The organism is Frankia sp. Hr75.2 (genome assembly GCF_949319125.1).
Taxonomy (GTDB): Bacteria; Actinomycetota; Actinomycetes; order Frankiales; family Frankiaceae; genus Parafrankia; species Parafrankia soli.
The window spans coordinates 1-16,870 of sequence record NZ_CASGGV010000310.1 but is presented as its reverse complement, the minus strand read 5'-3'; the positions used below and the strand labels follow the sequence as shown (position 1 = coordinate 16,870).

The window sequence follows — 16,870 nt, the reverse complement described above, 5'->3', positions numbered from 1 at the left end:
GGTAACCGCGGACCCGGACAGAAGATGTCAGGGTCCGCGGCGACGATGGGCCCATGACGACGGACACGAGCACAACCACGAAGCCGAACACGAGCACGAGCACGAGCACGACGGAGCGGCCGGCCGGCCCGGGAACGGACGCGGCGGGCGTGAGCTGGGGCGAGGTGGAGGCCACCGAGCCCGAGTTCACCCGGACGGTACGCGAGCGGTTCGGAACCTTCCGTCATCACGTGCTGGCGACACTGCGGGCCGACGGCTCGCCCCGGGTCAGCGGGCTCGAGGCCGAGTTCCGCCTGGGCGAGCTGTGGCTGGGCGGGATGCCGGGCGCGCGCAAGTCGGACGACCTGCTCCGCGACCAGCGGTTCGCGCTGCACGCGAACCCCGGCCCCGGAACCGACATGCACGGCGGGGACGTCCGGATCGCCGGCCGGGCCGAGTGGGTGGACGATCCGGACACGCGCCGGCGCTTCGTCGAGGAGGTTGATCCGCCGACCCCGTTCGACCTGTTCCGCGTACGGATCACCGAGATCGTCCGTATCTGGATGGACGACCAGGAGATGGTCATCGAGACCTGGCGGCCCGACGGCCGCGGCCTGCGGGTGCTGCGCCGGGGCAACGACACTCCGGTCCGCGAGCAGTCCGGCCCGTGAGCGGTGACGACGCCGCGCACCCCACGTGGTCGGCGGCCCGCTGGCGTACTCCTTGACCCTGGAGACGGGGCGCTCGTAACGTCCGAGAAGTCGCACTGAGCGAGCGCTAGAGAAGCATCGTGCCGGCGGCCGGTGAGGGAGTCCCATGGAGAACGCAGTCATCGTCGACGTCGTGCGCACCCCCTCAGGGCGGGGCAAGCCGGGCGGCGCGCTGTCCGAGACCCACCCCGTGGAGCTTCTCGCCACGACGCTGAAGGCGCTGACCAGCCGGAACGACTTCGACCCGGCGCTCATCGACGACGTCATCGCCGGGTGCGTCGGCCAGGCCGGTGAGCAGTCGGCGAACATCGGCCGCAGTGCGGTGCTCTCCGCCGGCTACCCCGAGTCGGTGCCGGCGACCACCGTCGACCGGCAGTGCGGCTCCAGCCAGCAGGCGCTGCACTTCGCCGCGCAGGGCGTGATGGCCGGCGCCTACGACGTCGTGGTGGCCTGCGGCGTCGAGTCGATGAGCCGGATCCCGATGCGCTTCGCGGCGGCGGGGAAGGACCCGCGCGGGCCGGGCATGATCGCCCGCTACCCCGAGGGCCTGGCCAACCAGGGCATCGGCGCCGAGCTGATCGCCGCCCGCTGGAAGCTGACCCGCGAGGAGCTCGACGAGTTCTCCGCGCTGTCGCACCAGCGGGCCGCGGCGACGGCCGAGGCCGGCGGCTTCGACAACGAGATCGTCCCCGTCGAGGCGCTCGCGCCGGACGGCAGCACGTTCACGCACACCGTCGACCAGACCGTCCGGCCGACCACCACGGCCGAGGGTCTCGCGGCCCTCAAGCCGTCCTTCTACACCGAGCAGTTCGCGCAGCGGTTCCCGGAGATCGGCTGGCACATCACCCCGGGCAACTCCTCCCCGCTGACCGACGGCGCGTCCGCCGCTCTGATCATGAGCGAGTCGAAGGCCGTCGAGCTCGGGCTGCGCCCGCGGGCCCGCTTCCACGCCTTCGCCCTCGCCGGTAGCGAGCCGCTGATCATGCTGACCGGCCCGGCCCCGGCCACCCGCAAGATCCTCGCCCGGTCCGGCCTGCGGATCGACGACATCGACGCCTACGAGGTCAACGAGGCGTTCGCGTCCGTCCCGCTGTTCTGGGCGAAGGAGTTCGACGCCGACCCGGCCAGGCTCAACCCGCGCGGTGGTGCGATCGCGCTGGGCCACCCGCTGGGCGGCTCGGGCGTCCGCCTGATGGCGACGATGGTCAACTACCTGGAGGCCACCGGCGGGCGCTACGGCCTGCAGACCATGTGTGAGGGTGGCGGCATGGCCAACGCCACCATCATCGAACGCCTCTGACAACGCTGACACTGGCGTCGGCGTCGGCGTCGGCGTCGGCGTCGGCCGTCCCGCAGCAGGCATCTCCGCAGGCATCTCTGGAGGAAGCGTGACCGGTCCGCTGAGCGGATTGCGGGTCGTCGAGCTCGCCGGCATCGGCCCCGGCCCGCACGGCGCGATGATCCTCGCCGACCTCGGCGCGGACGTCGTGCGGATCCAACGTCCCGAGCTGGACGACGGGCCCGACGACCTCCAGCTGCGCGGTCGGCGCATCGTCCGGGTGGACCTGCGCTCCGCCGACGGACGGGAGCAGGTGCTGGGCCTGGTCGAGCGGGCCGACGTGCTCATCGAGGGCTATCGGCCGGGCGTGACCGAGCGGCTCGGCCTCGGCCCGGCGGACTGCCAGGCCCGCAACCCCCGCCTGGTCTACGCGCGGATGACCGGGTGGGGGCAGACCGGCCCGCTGGCCAACCGCGCCGGTCACGACATCAACTACATCTCGCTGACCGGTGCGCTGCATGCCATGGGCGAGGCCGGGCAGCGCCCGCCGGTGCCGCTGAACCTCGTCGGGGACTACGGCGGCGGCTCGATGTTCCTGCTGGTGGGGATCCTCTCCGCGCTGCTGGAACGCGAGCGGTCCGGCGAGGGCCAGGTGATCGACGCGGCGATCGTGGACGGCACCAACGTCCTGGTGCAGATGATGTGGGCCTGGCGTGGCATGGGCGACTGGCACGGGTTCGGGGACTGGTCCGATGAGCGCGGGGTGAACCTGCTCGACGGCAGCCGGCCGTTCTACGACACCTACACCTGCGCCGACGGCCGTTTCGTGGCCGTCGGGCCGCTGGAGCCGCAGTTCTACGCCCGGCTGCTGGAGGTGCTCGGTCTCGCCGACGCGGGCCTGCCCGACCAGTTCGACCCGACCGGGTGGCCGGTGCTGCGGGACGCCTTCACCAAGGCCTTCGCCGCCCGCACCCGCGACGAGTGGACGGAGATCTTCACGGACACCGACGCCTGCGTCACGCCGGTGCTGAGCTTCGCCGAGGTGCAGGACCACCCGCACATGGCCGACCGCGGCGCCGTCGTGCACACCGACGGGATGGCCCAGGCGGCACCCGCGCCGCGCTTCTCGCGCAGCGCCACCGCGCTACCGGGCCGCGCGGTCGTCGGCGACCCGGCAGCGATCCTGGACGAATGGGCGAAGCCACCGTCAGCGGGCTGAACCGGGCCGGGCCGGACGCAGCCGGGGGGCGGGGCGCGGGGGCGCGTCCCGAGCTCGCCGAGGCCGCGCCGGCCGCGCCGGCCCGCGGAAGTACCCGCAAGCTGGTCCCGCCGGGGCGGGAGCATGCCGGCGGATCGCCGGTGGACTGGCGCAGTTACGACCCGCCGGACCTGCACCCCATCCTCGCCGGCGCGCTGGCCGCCTTCTACGAGCACGGCTACCACGGGACCACCGTGCGCGACATCGCCCGCCGGGCCGGGGTGACCGTCCCCGCGCTGTACTACCACTACGCGAACAAGCAGGGCATCCTCGTCGCGCTCCTCGAGATCACCGTCACCGAGGTCAACGAGCGGGCCGGCGCGGCCGTCGCCGAGGCCGACGACGGGCCGGTGCCCAGGTTCGCGCGGCTCCTCGAGGCCGTCGTCCTGTTCATGTCGAACCGGTTCGCCCTCGCCTACCTGGACACCGAGCTGCGCTACCTGGAGCCGGTGAACCGCCGCCGGTACGCGACGCTGCGCAAGAAGCTCGAGAGCCTGCTCGTCGAGATCCTCGCGGACGGGAAGGCGACCGGTCAGATGACGGTCGACAGCCCCCGGGACACCGCCCGCGCGCTGCTGGGGATGTGCCAGGCCATCGCCGGCTGGTACAATCCGGCCGGCGAGCTGTCCCCCACGCAGATCGCCACCCGCTATGTCGGCATCGCGCTGCAGACCGTGGGTGCGGTGCCGCGCTGACCGGGGCCGACGTCGCACTGTTGCTCGGGGCCGGTGTCCTCGCCGGGATCACCAGCACGGTGGCGGGCCTGGCGTCTCTCGTCTCCTATCCGGCGCTGCTCGCGGTGGGACTCGAGCCGCAGGCCGCGAACATGACGAACTCTGCCGCGCTCATCTGCGTCGCGCTGGGCGCTGCCGCGGGTTCACGTCCCGAGCTCGCCGGGCAGGCGCGGCGGGTCGCCCGCTACGGCGCGGCGACGCTGGCGGGCGGGGCTGCCGGGGCGATCCTGCTGCTGACCACCCCCGCGCGGGCCTTCGAGTTCGTCGTGCCCTGGCTGATCCTCGGCGCGGCCGTGCTCCTCCTGCTCTCGCCGCGCATCATGAGCGCGGCCGGCGGCGGTGCCGGCACGGCCGTGGGTGCCGGCGTGGATGGCGGTGCCGGCGGCCCGGCCCGGGGCGAGCGCCCGGCAATGCTGCTCGCCGTGTTCGGTGTCGCGGTCTACACCGGTTACTTCGGCGCGGGCGCGGGCGTCGCGCTGCTGGCGATCATGGCGATCGCGATCCCGGAGTCGCTCGCCCGGGTCAACGCTGTGAAGAACGTCGCGTCAGGCTTCTCGAACGCGGTGGCCGCCGTCCTCTTCGCCGCGCTCGGATCGGTCGTGTGGGGAGCCGCCGTGCCGCTGGCCGCCGGGCTGCTGGCCGGCGGAGCGATCGGGCCCCGGATCGTCCGGGTCCTGCCGGCGCCGCTGATGCGCTGGATCGTCGCCGCGGCCGCGACCGGACTCGCCGTCTCCCTGGCACTCGACGCCTACACCTGAACGCACAGGCCGGACGTGCGACCCGGCTCACCCGGAACCGCCCATCACGCGAATGCGCGACGGAACTGCCCCAGGTGACGTCAACCGGGACATGAGGATTAGAGCGGACGCGACCGGGTATTCGCCAGCGCAACGGACAACCAGCCCCACCGAAGAAGGAGCCTCCGATGGCAACCCGGGTCCGCACCCGTGCCTACAGCAGCGTGAGTCTCGGATTTCTCGTCTACCTGGCCATCGGCCTCATCATCACCATCAGCCAGGACTACTGGGACGTGACCGACTGGGACGGCGCGACGCTGCGTCATTTCTTCACCGCGGCGGTGGCGACGCTCGCCTGGCCGCTGTCCATCTTCTACACCTTCGGCCTGACCCCGCGGTGATTCCGGGAGTCCGGGCGGCACGAGGCCGCCCGCGGCTCCGCGGACGTTCGACCCAGGGCCGTGGGAGGTCCGCGGGGTCACCACGAGCAGAGTGGTGACCCCGCGGACGTCGCCGTCGCCGCACCCGCGCGCACCCGATCGCAGGCCGGACCGGTGGCCGGGCACGACGTCAGGTGGACGGGTGAGCCCCGGTGAGCGTGTGGTCGGGGATCGGCGTGTGGTCGGGGATCGGGTTGTCAGGGATCGGGTCGCCGGGGAACGGCCGGAGCGCTGTGACGCGCAGTGCGGCCCACTCCCCCGCGGAGAACCCGCCGGCCTCGGTGAACCCGGCGACCTTGAGCACACCGTCCCCGCCAGGCGGGATGACCGACATGCCGGTGGCCTCCGCCCCGGCCGACCGGCCCGCCACGAGACCCGCGCTGGTCCCGCTGAGGCCCGCGGCGGCCCGCTGCCCTGGCCAAAGGATCACTGACGGGCCACGCGGCCCGTCGGCCACCGCCGGCGCCCCCACGGCGGCGCCGGTCGCATCCACCTGGAAGACCGCCGGATACCCGGCGAGGGAGCATGCCCTGTTGCCCTGGTTGGCCAGCACGAGGTCCGCGTGCACCTGGCCCGCGCCGCCCTGCGCGCCGGTCAGCTCCGCGAGCAGATCCCTCGGTGAGCAGGCCTCGATCGGCCCGGCATCGGCGGGCCCGGTGTCGGCCGGCACGGCTTCGACCGGGCGGGCCGCAGCCACGGCCAGCGCCGCGGCAGGAGCGCCGAGCCCGACGGCGAGGCCGACCGCGAGCCCGGTGACGAGCACACCGGTGACCGCGCACCCGGAAGTGACCCGACGACATTCGACCAGTCTCGACGACATCGCGGCACGGACAGGCCGATCCGACACGGAGCATTCCTTTTCCGGTCCGTATTCCGACACCGCGGCGAATCCGGCCTTCTCAGCGAATCCCCCGGTCTCGGAGAATCCTCCGGTCGCAGCGAATTCCGTCGCCTCGGGAAATCCGGTGGGCCGGGCCGGGAGAACCGCCCGGAGCCGTCGAGGGGTGATCCCCGCCCGGCACATCGCCAAACGGCCGTGGGTGGATGAAGAAAGACGCATGACGCCCTCCCGGATCCCCCGATCTGTGGGCTCCGCACCGGCATGCCGCCGCGTGCCGATCATGTTCCCCGCCGGAGGCCGCGCCACACCCGTCCGGTGGGGTCCCGGCCGCGCCGCGCCGGGGCGGAACCGTCCGAACCGGGCTTCGCTGCCCCCGAAGGTGGGCCCGGTCGCGGCCGACGGGCGGCCGTCGCCGGACTGCCCACCCGCCCGCCCGACGCCGTACCACGGCGTAGCCCCTGGACCGACACACATCCCACAGGCCATGGTGAAACGGTCCGCTTCCGGCGCGCGTTGAACCAGCTCGACGGGGGTAGGCAGGTCCGCAGGGCGGCCACCGAAGACCGGCGGCCGCCTTACCCGACGGAAGGGATCATGAAAAGCTCCGACGACGCCGGATGTAGTTCCGGCCGACCCACGCGTAGGGAAGCGCCCGCGGGGGTCGATCGGTGACAGAGGCGCTCCTCCTGCTCCTCAGCTTTGCGCTAGTCATCGCATGTGGCATCTTCGTCGCGGCCGAGTTCGCGTTCGTGACGGTGGACCGGCCCACGGTCGAGCGCTCCGCGGCGGACGGCGACAGCCGCTCGGCGGGCGTCCTCACCGCACTGCGAAGCCTCTCCACCCAGCTCTCCGGCGCACAGCTGGGCATCACCATCACCAACCTGGCGATCGGCTTCCTCGCCGAGCCCGCCATCGCGGACCTACTTGAAGGTCCCGTCACGAGTCTGGGTGCCTCCGAGGGCCTGGCACGTGGTCTCTCCGTGGCCCTGGCACTCGTGCTCGCGACCGCGTTCACGATGTTGTACGGCGAGCTCGTGCCCAAGAACCTGGCCATCGCCAGGCCGCTGGGGACGGCGCGCGCCGTCCAGCGTCCGCAACGGCTCTTCACCCGGGTGACCAGCCCGGTGATCCACTCGCTGAACAACACCGCGAACGCGCTGCTGCGGCGGGTCAACGTCGAACCCCAGGAGGAACTGGCGTCGGCACGTTCCCCGCAGGAGCTGTTCTCGCTGCTCGGCCGGTCGGCCGAGCACGGAACGCTGCCGCGGGAGACGGCGACGCTCATGCAGCGCTCGCTGACCTTCGGCGACCGGGTCGCCGAGGACGTGATGACTCCCCGGATGCGCATGCAGTCGATCGACGCGGACGCCCCCGTAGCCGAGGTGATCAGCGCCGTCCGGCGGACCGGGCACGCCCGGTTCCCCGTCATCGGCGACGGCAGCGACGACGTCGTCGGCCTGATCCACGTCAAGCACGCGGTGAGCGTGCCGGAGGAGCGGCGCGACATGGTACAGGTACGCGCCGTGATGATCCCCGCGGCGACGGTGCCGTCCTCGATGCCCCTCGAGCCGCTGTTGGAGACGCTGCGCTCGGGCGGCCTGCAGATGGCGATCGTCGTCGACGAGTTCGGCGGGGTCGACGGCCTGGTGACGGCGGAGGACCTCATCGAGGAGATCGTCGGTGACGTCGTCGACGAGCACGACCGGGTCAGCCCCCGGGCGCTGCGCCGCCGGGACGGCAGCTGGCTCGTCTCGGGCCTGCTGCGGCCGGAGGAGGCCAGTGAGGTCACCGGCCTGCCGATCCCGGCTGACGACGCCTACCAGACGCTGGGCGGCCTGATGTCGCGCACCCTCGGGCGCATCCCCGGCACCGGCGACACGATCGTCCTGGACGGCATCCACTACGAGGTCGAGCGGATGGACGGCCGCCGCGTCGACCGCATCCGGCTCGACCCGCGGGGCGACGCCGCGGCGAACCCGGCGCGGGCCGACATCGCGGAGCAGCCCTCGGGCGAGGCGCCAGCCACGACTCCGCCAGCCACGACTCCGCCACCTGCGACCCCGGCGGACACGAAGGCCACCGACGAGAATCCACCGACCGCAGTGCCAGCGGACACAGCGCCGGCAGGCGCGGCGTCGGCGAGCACAACGGCGGCGGACGCGACGGCGGCGGACGCGACGGCGGCGGGCGCGGCACCGACGGGCGCGGCGCAGGCAGACACAGTCCCGCCGGTGGACACAGCACCGCCGGCGGGCACGAAGCCGCCGGGCACCGGGCCTGGACGGGCCCGCGGCCGGGACCGCGCTGACGACGCGGGCCGGCGCGGGCGCACGCGGTCGGTCTCAGCCGGGGTCAGGGAGTCCGAGCGATGAACGACGTCCTCGCCCTGGCCGTAACCGTGCTGCTGCTCGCCGGCAACGCCTTCTTCGTCGGGGCCGAGTTCGCGATCATCTCCGCCCGCCGGGACACCATCGAGCCGATGGCGCTCGCCGGTTCCCGGGCGGCGAAGGTGACCCTGAAGGCGATGGAGAACGTGTCGCTGATGCTGGCCGGAGCCCAGCTCGGCATCACGGTCTGCACGCTCGGTCTGGGCGCGCTGAGCGAGCCGGCCATCGCGCACCTGTTGGAGGGGCCGTTCGAGGCCGTGGGCCTGCCGCTGTCGCTGCGCCATCCGGTGGCGTTCGCGATCGCGCTCACCGCCGTCACCTACCTGCACGTGGTGATCGGTGAGATGGTCCCGAAGAACATCGCGCTGGCCATGCCGGACCGGGCGGTCCTGCTGATGGCCCCGCCGCTGGTCGCGGTCGTCCGGGTGGTGAAGCCGGTGATCTCGATCCTCAACCGGATCGCGAACCTCTCCCTGCGGGCGGCGCGGGTCGAGCCCAAGGATGAGGTGACCAACGTCTACACGCGCGACGAGGTGGCCGGGCTCATCGAGGAATCACACCGCGAGGGCCTGCTGGCGGAGGACGAGCACGACCTGCTGACCGGCGCGCTGTCGTTCGACGAGCGCACCGCGCGCAGCGTCCTGCTCCGCCCGGACAGCCTGGTCACCGTGCCGCCGTCCATCACGCCCCGCGAGGTCGAGCGGCTCGCGGCCGACACGGGCTTCACCCGGTTCCCGGTCCGCGGGGACGACGGTGACCTCGTCGGCTACCTGCACCTCAAGGACGTCCTGGAGAACCGCGAGGACCGACGTTCGGCCCCGGTGGCGGCCAAGTGGATCCGGCCGCTGGTCCGTGTCGGGGCGGACGACAGCCTGCGCACTGCGCTGGCCACCATGCAGCACTCGGGATCGCACCTGGCCCGGCTCTCCGACGGCGAGGGCCGGATCCTCGGCCTGGTGGCGCTGGAGGACATCCTCGAGGAGCTGGTGGGCGAGATCCGCGACGAGGCGACCCGTCAGCGCGCCTGAAACCGGCGGGGGGCGGTGCCGGGCGGGCGCTGGGCCGGCTCAGTGCCCGCCCGTCGCCCGGCGCCCGTCGCCGGGTGCCGGGTGCCGGGTGCCGGGTGCCGGGTGCCGGGTGCCGGGTGCCGGGTGCCGGGCAGCTGAGCTGACGGACGGACGCGGGCGGGCGCGCGGCCGTCAGCGCGGCCGTCAGCTCAGCGCCTCGCCGCAGAGGGCCATGGGCATCTGGACCTGGAAAGCGTCCGCGGCCGGGGACACTCGGACCACGCTCACGCAGGCGGTGGGCGCGGACTTCACCGCGAGGTCCACCGGCCTGGGCAGCAGCCCGTCCGCGTCGTAGTCCGCCACCTTGCGCAGCGCGGCGATGTAGCCCGCGCGGGTGGGGCACGGACCGGCCTCGACGAGGCCCCGGAGGAAGAGGTCGGCGGTCATCCAGCCGACCAGACCGGTGGTCTGCTCCCGTCGCTCGATCTGGGGGGCGTAGCGGGACATCGCGTCGAGGTAGCGCTCGTGCGCCGGGGTCCCCGCCTCGAAGGGCACGAAGTCGACGAGGAAGAAGCTGCCGGCCAGGCCCTGTGGACGGCGATCGAGCAGGCCGGGGTCGTACCCGATCGGCACCATCACGACCTTGATGGTCGCCCCGGCCTGCCGGGCGGCGGTCGCGACGTCCGCGAGCGCCTGCGGGGGCACCACTCCGGTGATCATGTCGGCGTTGGCCGCGCGGACCCGGGCCGCGACGGCGTTCAGGTCGAAGCCGGTCGGCGTCCAGTCGATGGTGTCGACGACCTCGACCGAGCCTGCGCGCAGGCTGTGGGCGATCCGCTCGTCGATCTGCCCCGAGGCGGGGATCTGCTCGGTCCGCAGCAGGACGGCCCGGGTGGCGCCGTGCGCACGGGCGAACACTCCGAAGACCGAGTTCCCGAGCTGGCCGCCGAGAACGTTGGAGTAGCCGAAGGCGTTGTCGCCGCTGGCGGTCAGATCCTGGCCGATGGTCGGCACGCCGCGCTCGGCGAGGTAGCTCACCGCCTCGGTCGCGATGCCGCTGGTGCCGACGATCGCGAAAACCTGGTCACGGTCGACGAGCAGGCGGGCGCCGCGCAGTGCGCCGTCGGACGTCGACTCGTCGTCGCGCCAGTCGTACCGCACCTGCCGCCCCTGGATGCCGCCGGTACCGTTGACGACCCCGAGCCTGGCGTCGATGCCGGCCCGGAACGCGCGGGACAGCGGCGAACCCGAGCCGGTGTCCGGGTAGAGGGCTCCGAAGCGGACCTCGTCGGGGGTGACGCCCGGCGTTGGCGTGCACGAGGCGCGGGCCCCGGCCGTCCTGTCGGTGCCGCCGGCGGAGCACCCGGTGAGCAGGATCGACCCGGCCATGCCCAGCCCGGCGACGACGGCGGCGATCCGCCGCAACGGACGGAGCCGGCGCGCCCGCTGGACCCGCCGCGGCGGGCCGATCCGGCCGACCCGACCGGCCTCTCGCTCGTGCGCGGCGGGAGTCGGTCGGGTCGTCATCGGTCTCTCCTGATGTCCGGGTGCCGCGACAGGTGCGGGCAAGGCGCGGGCGGGCGGGCGGGCGGAACCTCCTGGGCCGGTCCCGGCCCGAAGACGACTCCGGCACACCGTGAAGCCGGCGCACCTCGAAAAGGGATAGACCAGGACACTAGGTACGGCTAGGGGCAAACCGACTCGGCAAACCGTACAACATCACGGCAGCCAGGCCCAGTAACCGCAGCCAGATCGACCCGCCCGCCCACCGAATGGCGCGTACACGGACTGTTGTCGGACGGACAGCGGCGCCCGGTCAGCGGCGCGGACCGGAGGCGACGATCACCGCCATCGACGGGGCCCACCAGTAGCTGCAGTCCGCCGGCGGACGCAGGCCGTCGACGACCCGGACCGAGAACGTCTCGAAGTGCTTCAGCAGCGCGCGCTGGTGGCGGCGGGAGAGGGAGTCGATCTCGTTCGAGTAGTAGGTGAACGACCCGTCGTCCGTCAGGTGCGCGGCGGCGTGCGGGAAGAAGTGCTCGGCGAACGTCGCGTCACGCACCACATAGTCGTCCACCTCGCGCTCGTCCAGCGGATAGGTGTCGAACAGGATGCCGTCGAACCGGCCCAGCCCCGGCAGGGCGTCCTGCCAGCGCCCCGGCACGATCTCGACCCCCTGCCGCCCGTCGGCTCCGGCCCAGGCGCGCGCCGTGGTGGCGACGTCCGCGTTCGCCTCGATGATCGTGTGGGTCGCCGGCCGGAGCTCCTGGACGAAGCCCGCCGAGATACCGAGGCCGAAGCCGACCTCGCACACCGAGCCGCCGGGACGGGTGGCCGCGCGCGCGAGCGCCAGCATCAGCGGGCGTTCCCAGGTCTGCATCACCTCCTGGCCGGAAACGAGCAGGGTGCCGTCGGCGACGGTCGGCGTGGCCTCGTCGACAGCAGTGTCGATCTTCGGACGGGTCACACCCGGGACCATGCGCGGCGCGACCTCGTCGAGCGCGCCGACGTCGGCGACGAAGTCGTCCAGCGCCCGGCCGAGCAGCCACCGCCGCGGCTCGTCGGCCACCGGCGCCAGCAGCGTCTCCGACGTCGGGGTGAGTGTGACCTCGAACTTCGCTGCGCGGCGGAGCACGTGACCTCCCAGATCGACACCATCGGGGCGAACCGGCCAACGGTCGCACGAAAGAACGCGCCGGTGGACGGCCGGGATGCACGGTATCCGCCGTCGGGCACCGATCCGACCGGTTCGGCCGGGTCCGAGCGACGAGAGCCGCCGGACCCGGCGGCTCCGCCGGGTTCACCACGAGCAACGAACAGGCCTGCCAGACCTGGGATCTCGCTAACCGGCGTGCCGTAGGATCAGCTTGGCGCGGTGTGCACGGATGATCGTTACCGAGTGACCGCTGCTGGCTGACCGCTGCCGAGTGATCGTGTGCGGATGTCGTTCAGGCGGCTGGCAGCACGGAACGATCATCAGTGTGGCTCGTAGGTCGGAAGATCGGCGGGCGGCGCACTGGCCGACCGGGTGGGGGCGGCGCTCGAGTCCGTCGCACGGCGCGCCGGGCAGTGGCGCCGGGCCTGCCCGCGCCGGGTCGTCGACCTCGGCAGCCCGCGGCTGCCGTGACAACCGCAGGAGTGGGGCCGCGTGACCGGAGCTACGCCACCACCGGTGTCCGGGAACACCGCGCGCCCGTTGCGGACCGAGGACCCGGTACAGCTCGGCGCCTACCGGGTGGTGGGCCGGCTCGGCCAGGGCGGGATGGGCGCCGTCTTCCTAGGCCAGGCGCCGGACGGCACCGCCGTCGCGATCAAGGTGATCCGCCCCGAGCTGGCCTCCCGGCCGGAGTTCCGCGCCCGCTTCGCCCGCGAGACCGAGAGCGCCCGCCGGGTCCGCCGCTTCACCACCGCGGCCGTGCTCGACGCCGACCCGAACGGGCCGCAGCCGTACCTGGTCACGGAGTTCGTCGAGGGCCCGACACTCTCCCGCCACGTGGCCGCGCGCGGCCCGATGCGGCCGGCCGATCTCGAACAGCTCGCGGTCAGCGTCGCCACCGCGCTGTCGGCCATCCACGCCGCCGGCATCGTGCACCGCGACCTCACCCCGGCGAACGTGCTGCTCTCCCCGGTCGGCCCGAAGGTGATCGACTTCGGGCTGGCGCGTGAGTACGACACGGTCAGCGACCTGTCCCGCAACGTGAAGCAGGCGATCGGCACGCCCGGCTACATGTCGCCGGAGCAGATCCTCGACCTGCCGATCACCGCCGCGGTCGACATCTTCGCCTGGGGATCAATCATGATCTTCGCGGCGACCGGGCACCCGCCGTTCGGGCACGGCCGGATGGAGGCCGTCCTCTACCGCATCATCAACGAGCAGCCGCAGCTCGACGGCGTGACGGGCGAGCTGCGCGAGCTCGTCGAGCTCGCCATGCGTAAGGACCCGGCCACCCGGCCGAGCGCCGAGGAGCTGCGCGCGTCGCTGATGGGCGGGGTGGCTATCCCCGACCGGAGCGCGGCACCCGGGCCGCCGGGCGGCACCGAAGGCACGGCGGGCACGGCCGGGGCGCCCCGCGGCCGCCGCTGGTCCCGAGGCGGGCGCCGCGACCGCGCGGGGACAGCCTCGGGAACCGCCGCCGGCGCAGCCGCCGGAGCGGCCGCGAGCGGGCCGGTCGGACCAGGCGACGTGTCCGGAGCAGGCGGAACACCCGGAGCAGGTGCTGGCGGAGGCGGGAGCGCCGTCGGAAGCAGGAGCGGGGGCGCTGTCGGAGGCCGTGGCGGGAGCGGAACCGCGGCGGCGGCGCACGGGCCGCTGACACACGCGCCGCGGGCCGGTGCCGGGCCCGCGCTGGGCACCCCGCCGCCGGCGTCGTCGTTTCCCGGTGTCTCCTCACCGGGCTCCGCCCAGCCCCGCACACCGTCGGGACCGATCTCCCAGCCGCCTCCATACCCGCTGTCACCCGCGCCCCAAGGCCAGGGCGGCCAACCGGCCGGCGGACAGGGCACCGGCGGGCCGGGATGGTCGGGGCCGGTGCCCGCGGGGCCGCTCGCGCGACCAGCCGAGTCGTCCGGGCCGGTGTCACCGGTGCCGGGTGCCCCGGCCCCGGCCGGCTCCGGCGAAGGAGCGGGTGCCGATCCGTCGCAGGGCGCGGAGTCCGGTCACGGGTCCAGGCGCCGCACCATGGTCCTCGCCGGGTTCGCTGCTCTACTCGTCGCCGCCGTCGTCGTACCGATCGTTACCCTCGGTGGCGGCGGTGGTGACGACGGGTCGAGCGCGGACCGCGAGGCCATCGCGGCGCACCTCGCCGCGACCGCCGCGGCCAGCCGCGCGCAGGACCCGGCGCTCGCCGCTCGGCTGAGCCTCGCCGCCTACCGGATCGCGCCCGTCCAGGCCGCCGAGGACGCCATGGTCGCCTCGTTCGCAGGTGCGTCCGCGGTGCGCACCCCGGCCTCGGACGCCCCCTACGGGGATATCGCCATCAACCCCGCCGGCACCGTCCTCGCCGCCACCAGCGCGGACGGCGTACTCCGGCTGTTTCGGCTGACCGACGGCGGCGAACCGGCGCTGATCAGCGAACGCCGCTCGGACGACCCGTCCGACGGCATCGCGTTCACCGGCGACGGCACGCGGCTCGCGACCGGCGGAACGCAGAGCGCGGCCCGCCTGTGGCAGGTCACCGATCCGGCGAACCCCCAGCAGGTCGCCCAGCTGGACGGCCTGTCCCGTCCCGTTCACGTGGCGCTGTCCGCGGACGGATCGCTGCTGGCCGCGGCCGCCCAGGACGGCACGTTCGGTCTGTGGAACGTCTCGAACCCGGCCGCGCCCGCGATGCTGCGCCTCCAGCTCACCACCGCCGTGATCACGGACATGGCCCTGACCCCGGACGGGAAACTGCTGGCCACCGCGGGCATCGGTGGTGACGTCCAGCTGTGGAACATCGCGGACCCTCGTAAACCGGTCCGGGCAGGGGTGGCGTCCGGCGCGGTCGGTGCGGTGAATGCCGTCACCTTCAGCACAGATGGCCACCAGATGATCACTGGTGGTGACGATCGCACCGTCCGTGTCTGGGATGTGCGCGACCCGATGGCCGCCCGTCTCACCAGTGAGCTGCACGGCCACACAGCCCCGGTCAACGCCGTCGTGTTCGGTGCTGGCGGCCAGCCCGTCAGCGGTGACCAGGCGGGCGTCGTCGCCTACTGGGACACCTCGAGTGCCGTGCCCATGGTCCGGGTCGGTGATCTGAAGAGCTCGATCCTCGCCCTGGCGACGGACGCCGCGGACGACCGGCTCGCGCTGAGCACCGAGTCCGGGAAGGTCGCGGTGTGGTCCACGGACGCCGCGAAGCTCACGACGATCGCCTGCGCCGACCCGGACGCCCGCATCAGCCGGGCCGAGTGGGAGCAGCGGATCAGCGAGCTCCCGTTCCGGGACCCGTGCACCGCCTGATCCCGCCACCATCTGATCTCCACCTCGGGCTGATCGCCGCCGCCCGATGTCCGCCGCGGGCTGACCCAGCGGGAACGACAGCCCGGTAGGAACGACAGCCCGGCAGGCACCGCAGCCCGACGGAAACCACGAAGGGCGTCCGCCGCGGGCATCGCGTGCCTGCGGCGGACGCCCTTCGCGGCGAGCCGGCGGAACTGTGTGGCTGACGGCGCCGCGGTTCTGCGAAACCGCGGCGCCGTGGACGCACGGGTCAGGCCGTGACGGGTGGTACTCCCTTTGTCAGCTCGTCGACGCGGGCCACGTTCTCGTCGATCGTGCTCTTGGTCCGCGGGACGTAGTGCGCGTCGAAGGCGATCTCCTCGCCGTTCTCCATGTAGTAGCGCATGAACGCGGCGGTCGCGGGCTTCTGCAGCGAGTCCTTACGGGCGTAGACGAACACCGGCTTGCACAGCGGGAGGTAGAAGCCCGTTCCGGCCGTCACCGCGTTCGGCTCGACACATCCCTCGCCGTTGTCGATCTCCAGGCCCCTCAGTCGGGGCCCGAAGGTCTCGAACGTCGGGAAGTCCAGGAAGCCCATGGCCAACCGGTCACCGGCGACGTCGTTCGCGACCCCGCTCAGGTCGGTCTCCTGGTACTGCCGGGACCGGGAGCTGGAGTCGTTCACCGTCGAGTTGAACACCTGCGCCTGGACGGTGTTCCGGGCCGGCCCCACGAACGCGATCGGCTCGTCCGGGAAGGACGGGTCGATCTGGTTCCACCGGTTGATCGTCGAGCCGGCGTCCCAGACCTTGCGCACCTGGTCGAGGGTCATGCAGCGCGCCCAGGTGTTCTGCGGGTTCACCACGATCGGCAGCGTGTGGTGCGCGACCTCGAACCCGACGATCTGGTCGGCGCAGCCGGGGTCCTTCGAGAAGGACGGGTCGAACTCGAAGGACGCGCCGACGATGTCAACGCCACCCGCGCAGAGCTTGGCGAAGCCGTCCTCCGTCGTCGACGCCTCAACGTTCACGGTCACGTTCTGCTGAACCTTGCGGAACCCGGCGTAGGCGGTCTCGGTGATCGGCGCGACCTCGCTGGAGCCCGCGACAAGCACCGTGTTGGGTCCGGGTGTCGGGGCTGCGGGCGGCGCGGTCGTCGCCGCGGGCGGCGGCAGCGTGGCGGTGGGCGCGGCGATCGGCACGATGCCGTTGGACGGCGTGTCGTCGCCGCCTCCGGTCAGCACGATGCCCAGGGTGGTGCCGCCGGCGACGAAGACGATCGCGGCCACGGCCGCGGCGATCGTCGCGCGGGACCAGCCGCCGAACAGCCCGCCGCGCGGGACGGCCCGGGTGCCGGCGGAGCTCCCGCCGAATGTTCCGGCCTGGGACGGTGTCGGCGCGGCCGACTGAGGATCACCGCCGCCGGCGGTCCCAGCGATCCCGGTGACTCCGGTGACTCCGGTGGCCGCGGGCGCTCCTGTCGTCCCGGGGCCGCCGGGCGTGGGGGGCCCCGCGGGGGGGGGGGCCCCCCCCCGGCGCGCGGCGGGCCGCCCGGGCCGCCGCGCGGGGCGCGCGC

Annotated in this window: 13 protein-coding genes; 9 read left to right on the top strand and 4 right to left on the bottom strand. The window is 73.4% G+C overall.

Features of this window, described 5'->3' with window-relative positions; genetic code table 11:
- Positions 1–53 precede the first annotated feature (53 nt).
- From AC559T_RS26395 to AC559T_RS26370, 6 genes are all read left to right on the top strand, one after another.
- Positions 54–650, top strand: coding sequence for a pyridoxamine 5'-phosphate oxidase family protein (locus AC559T_RS26395; protein WP_498870444.1), 597 nt, complete (start codon positions 54–56; stop codon positions 648–650).
- A 145-nt stretch (positions 651–795) separates the two neighbouring features.
- On the top strand, positions 796–1,989 hold the full coding sequence (locus AC559T_RS26390) for a thiolase family protein (protein WP_071065602.1): 1,194 nt from the start codon (positions 796–798) through the stop codon (positions 1,987–1,989).
- 88 nt (positions 1,990–2,077) lie between these two features.
- Positions 2,078–3,187 carry a CaiB/BaiF CoA transferase family protein gene (locus AC559T_RS26385; RefSeq protein ID WP_071065603.1) on the top strand — a complete coding sequence of 370 codons (1,110 nt, stop codon included), beginning with the start codon at positions 2,078–2,080 and terminating at the stop codon, positions 3,185–3,187.
- Complete coding sequence (locus AC559T_RS26380) at positions 3,160–3,921, top strand: TetR/AcrR family transcriptional regulator (protein WP_498870443.1); 762 nt, start codon at positions 3,160–3,162, stop codon at positions 3,919–3,921. The genes AC559T_RS26385 and AC559T_RS26380 overlap by 28 nt, the downstream gene beginning before the upstream one ends.
- 20 nt (positions 3,922–3,941) lie before the next feature.
- Positions 3,942–4,718 carry a sulfite exporter TauE/SafE family protein gene (locus AC559T_RS26375; protein ID WP_498870442.1) on the top strand — a complete coding sequence of 259 codons (777 nt, stop codon included), beginning with the start codon at positions 3,942–3,944 and terminating at the stop codon, positions 4,716–4,718.
- A gap of 167 nt (positions 4,719–4,885) precedes the next feature.
- Positions 4,886–5,098 carry a hypothetical protein gene (locus AC559T_RS26370; protein ID WP_020459561.1) on the top strand — a complete coding sequence of 71 codons (213 nt, stop codon included), beginning with the start codon at positions 4,886–4,888 and terminating at the stop codon, positions 5,096–5,098.
- Between the two features lie 169 nt (positions 5,099–5,267).
- Here the strand turns inward: AC559T_RS26370 and AC559T_RS26365 are convergent, their stop codons facing one another.
- Positions 5,268–5,984, bottom strand: a complete 717-nt coding sequence (locus AC559T_RS26365) for a DUF4232 domain-containing protein (protein WP_498870441.1) — start codon at positions 5,982–5,984, stop codon at positions 5,268–5,270.
- Between the two features lie 662 nt (positions 5,985–6,646).
- On the opposite strand from AC559T_RS26365, the gene AC559T_RS26360 reads away from it, so the two are divergent.
- Both AC559T_RS26360 and AC559T_RS26355 read left to right on the top strand, forming a co-directional pair.
- Complete coding sequence (locus AC559T_RS26360) at positions 6,647–8,350, top strand: hemolysin family protein (RefSeq protein WP_498870440.1); 1,704 nt, start codon at positions 6,647–6,649, stop codon at positions 8,348–8,350.
- Complete coding sequence (locus AC559T_RS26355; protein ID WP_071065605.1) at positions 8,347–9,393, top strand: hemolysin family protein; 1,047 nt, start codon at positions 8,347–8,349, stop codon at positions 9,391–9,393. Before AC559T_RS26360 ends, AC559T_RS26355 begins: the two co-directional genes overlap by 4 nt.
- Before the next feature lie 183 nt (positions 9,394–9,576).
- Here the strand turns inward: AC559T_RS26355 and AC559T_RS26350 are convergent, their stop codons facing one another.
- Both AC559T_RS26350 and AC559T_RS26345 read right to left on the bottom strand, forming a co-directional pair.
- A complete protein-coding gene (locus AC559T_RS26350) occupies positions 9,577–10,899 on the bottom strand; it encodes an ABC transporter substrate-binding protein (protein WP_498870439.1) in 1,323 nt (440 codons plus the stop codon).
- 289 nt (positions 10,900–11,188) lie between these two features.
- Positions 11,189–12,007 carry a class I SAM-dependent methyltransferase gene (locus tag AC559T_RS26345; protein ID WP_112104814.1) on the bottom strand — a complete coding sequence of 273 codons (819 nt, stop codon included), beginning with the start codon at positions 12,005–12,007 and terminating at the stop codon, positions 11,189–11,191.
- Between the two features lie 513 nt (positions 12,008–12,520).
- Here AC559T_RS26345 and AC559T_RS26340 point away from each other — a divergent pair.
- Positions 12,521–15,316, top strand: coding sequence for a WD40 repeat domain-containing serine/threonine protein kinase (locus AC559T_RS26340; RefSeq protein WP_498870438.1), 2,796 nt, complete (start codon positions 12,521–12,523; stop codon positions 15,314–15,316).
- A 250-nt stretch (positions 15,317–15,566) separates the two neighbouring features.
- Here the strand turns inward: AC559T_RS26340 and AC559T_RS26335 are convergent.
- The coding region (locus AC559T_RS26335; RefSeq protein WP_498870437.1) for a substrate-binding domain-containing protein at positions 15,567–16,870 on the bottom strand (1,304 nt) is incomplete at its 5' end.